This is a genomic window from Pseudonocardia pini (assembly GCF_013870575.1).
GTDB classification, from domain to species: domain Bacteria; phylum Actinomycetota; class Actinomycetes; order Mycobacteriales; family Pseudonocardiaceae; genus Pseudonocardia; species Pseudonocardia pini.
Genome location: NZ_JACBXB010000678.1, coordinates 1 through 3,098 on the forward strand (window position 1 = coordinate 1; position 3,098 = coordinate 3,098).

Annotated in this window: 3 protein-coding genes; 1 reads left to right on the forward strand and 2 read right to left on the reverse strand. The window is 74.5% G+C overall.

Features of this window, described 5'->3' with window-relative positions:
* The coding region (locus H5J29_RS27020) for an AAA family ATPase (RefSeq protein WP_181783819.1) at positions 1-1,064 on the reverse strand (1,064 nt) is incomplete at its 3' end.
* 26 nt (positions 1,065-1,090) lie between these two features.
* Here H5J29_RS27020 and H5J29_RS27025 point away from each other — a divergent pair.
* Positions 1,091-2,083 carry a DUF5996 family protein gene (locus H5J29_RS27025; protein WP_312858433.1) on the forward strand — a complete coding sequence of 331 codons (993 nt, stop codon included), beginning with the start codon at positions 1,091-1,093 and terminating at the stop codon, positions 2,081-2,083.
* A 33-nt stretch (positions 2,084-2,116) separates the two neighbouring features.
* Here H5J29_RS27025 and H5J29_RS27030 read toward each other — a convergent pair whose 3' ends face one another.
* The gene (locus tag H5J29_RS27030) at positions 2,117-2,800 is read right to left on the reverse strand and encodes a GIN domain-containing protein (RefSeq protein ID WP_181783820.1); all 684 of its coding nucleotides are present in this window, start codon (positions 2,798-2,800) and stop codon (positions 2,117-2,119) included.
* Positions 2,801-3,098 lie beyond the last annotated feature (298 nt).

Sequence of the window (3,098 nt, forward strand, 5' to 3'; positions counted from 1 at the left end):
GCGACGTCCTCGTCCGCGGCGTCCGCGGCGGCAGCCAGGTGCCAGGCCCGTTCCTCGACGGCGTCGCTCGGCAGACCCGCGGCCAGCGCGCGGTGCACGGCCTGCCGCTCCGCGAAGGGCGCCCCGTCGTAGAGCGCCGCCCGCACCAGCGGATGCCGGAACTCCAGGCGGGCTCCCGAGGCCTGGAGCAGCCCGGAACGCAGTGCCTCCTCCCAGGCCGTCGAGTCGATCCCCCACTCGGCGCCGACCCGCGCGACGAGGTGGCGGTCGCCCCGGTCCTCGGCGGCGGCCAGCAGCAACAACGTCCGGGTCGCGGGCTTGAGCGCCTCGGCCCGCGCGCAGAACGCCCGTTGCAACCGGGGCCCGACGGACACCTCGTCGTCGGACTCGCGGTCGACGGTGGGCAGCTCGTGCAGAGCGAGGGGGTTGCCGCCCGCGGTCCGCACGGTCCGGCTGACCAGGGACTCCTCGGCCGCCGGGACGGCGGCGGCGACCAGGCGTCGGGCGTCGTGGTCCGCCAGGCCCGCGACCTCCAGCGCCGGCAGCCCCTCCCACGGCCCCGAGGCGGGATCGTCGTGGGCGGCGAGGAGCACCACGATCGGCTCGGTCCGCACCCGCCGGGCGACGAAGCCCAGGCAGTGGGCGGTGGCCTCGTCGACCCACTGGGCGTCGTCCACCACGGCCAGCACCGGTCGTTCCCGGGCGAGGGTGGAGAGCAGGGACAGCACCGCGGCGCCGATCAGGAAGCGGTTGGCCGGGTCGCCGCTCATCCCCAGCGCACCGCGCAGGGCGGCGGCCTGCGGCTCGGCGAGCGCCCCCAGCCGGTCCCGCACCGGCCACAACAGCTCGTGCAGCGCCGCGAAGGCGAGCCCCGCCTCCATCCGGGTTCCCCGGCAGCGCAGCACCGTCAGGTCGGAGGCCGCCTCCACGGCGTGATCCAGCAGGGCGGTCTTGCCGATTCCCGGCTCACCCCAGACGACGAGCCCGGACCCCGCACCCGCCGCCGCCCGCGCCAGCAGCCCGTCCAGGGCCGCGGTCTCGTCCCGCCGCCCGAACAGCTCCATGGCTCCCGACGGTAGTCGGTCCGCGCATGACCGATCAGGCGACCGATCCGCCGGGCGCCGCGATGCGCCAGACTCGGCACGTGTCGACGACCACGACGAGCTGGCCGAGCCTGCGGGTGTCGGACTGGACCCCCACCCGCGAGACCCTGCACCTGTGGACCCAGATCGTGGGCAAGATCCGCATGGCCCACGCCCCGCTGCTCAACCACTGGTGGCAGGTGACCCTCTACGTCAGCCCGCGCGGCCTGACGACGTCCACGATCCCCTACCGCGACGGCGCGTTCGAGATCGAGTTCGACTTCCTCGACCACCGGCTCGAGGTCCGCAGCAGCGCCGGTGGCACCCGGAGCCTGCCCCTGCGGCCGATGTCGGTCGCGGAGTTCTACGCGCAGCTCCTGGACCTGCTGGGCGGCCTCGGCATCGAGGCACGGATCCGCGCGCACCCCAACGAGGTCGACCCGGCCATCCCCTTCGCCGAGGACCACCACCACGCCTCCTACGACGGCGAGGCGGCCGCCCTGTTCTGGCGCCAGCTCCTGCAGGCGAACCGGGTGATCGGCGAGTTCCGGTCGCACTTCGTGGGCAAGGTCAGCCCCGTGCACTTCTTCTGGGGCGGCATGGATCTCGCCTGCACCCGGTTCTCCGGCCGCTCGGCCCCGCCGCACCCGGGCGGGGTCCCCAACTGCGGGGACTGGGTCATGGTCGAGGGCTACTCCCGCGAGCTCTCCAGCTGCGGCTTCTGGCCCGGCGGCGGCGAGGAGGGCGCGTTCTACTCCTACGCCTACCCCGCTCCGGACGGGTTCGCCGACCGGCCCGTCGGCCCCGACGGCGCCTTCTACAGCACCGAGTTCCAGCAGTTCCTGCTGCCGTACGAGGCCGCCCGCGCCGCCCCCGACCCCGACCGCGCGGTCGCGGAGTTCCTCCACTCCACCTACGCCGCCGCTGCCGATCTCGGTCAGTGGGACCGCGCCGCGCTCGAGGACGATCCCTTCCGCTGGCACGGCGGCCGGGCCGGCTGACTGGCTCGGTCACCCGACCGTCAGGCCCTCGGGTCAGAGCTTCTTGATCTCACCCACCCCGGAGACCTCCTGGGTCACGGTGGGGTCGCCGAGGTACCCCACGTCGCCGACCCCGCTGACCTGGGCGTTCAGCGTCGCCGTCGCGGTGAGCTCCGCGCTGCCCGCACCGCTGACCGAGACGTCGACGTTCTCCGCCGCCAGCCCGCGTCCGTCGTAGGCGCCGGTCCCGCTCAGCTCGACCCTCGACGAGGTCGTCCGGCCGGTGACGGTGATCCGGCCCGCCCCGCTCTGCACGACCGCGAGCTCCGGGGTGTCGACACCGCTGACGGTGACCTCACCCGCCCCCGACACCTCGAGGTCGGTGAGCGACGCGACGGTAACCGTGTAGCGGATGTCCCCGCCGCCGTCGATGCTCGTCCCCGGCCGGACGCCGAGGCGGAGCGTGCGGCCGTTCACCTCGCTGGTCAGCGACGGCAGGTACGCCTCGTCGGCGCTGATCCGGACGGAGTCGGTCCCGGTCTGCTCGATCGTCAGGGTGCCCGCGGCCGCGAACTCCACCGAGTCGAAGCCCTGCAACCCCCGGTCCTCGGTCTTCACGGTCCCCGAGGCCGCGACCCCGGACCCGCAGGCCCCGACCAGCAGGAGCGCGAGCACACCGACGAGGGCGCGGGCGAGGGACGGTGGCCGGCGTCGAGGTGCCGGCGGGCGACGCTGCATGGTGGAGCTCCTCGTTCGGCGGATCGGGGCTGGTCACGATAGCGGTGTCCCGGCCGCTGCCTGAGCCGTAGAGCAGGGGCTCGGAGAGGGTGAAGCCGTAGTCCGCGCCTGCGCCGGTGGGCTGCAGCGAGTCCATCCGGGCCCGCTGGGTGTCGGCGTCGAGCAGCTGTCCGCCGACCATCGCCTTCACCCAGGTCGCGAGGTCGGTCGCGGTAGAGATCCCCGCCCCCGCCGGCGTCCGGACACCGTCGTGCCGGACACCCTCGTGCCGGACACCGTCGTGCCGGACGTCGCCACT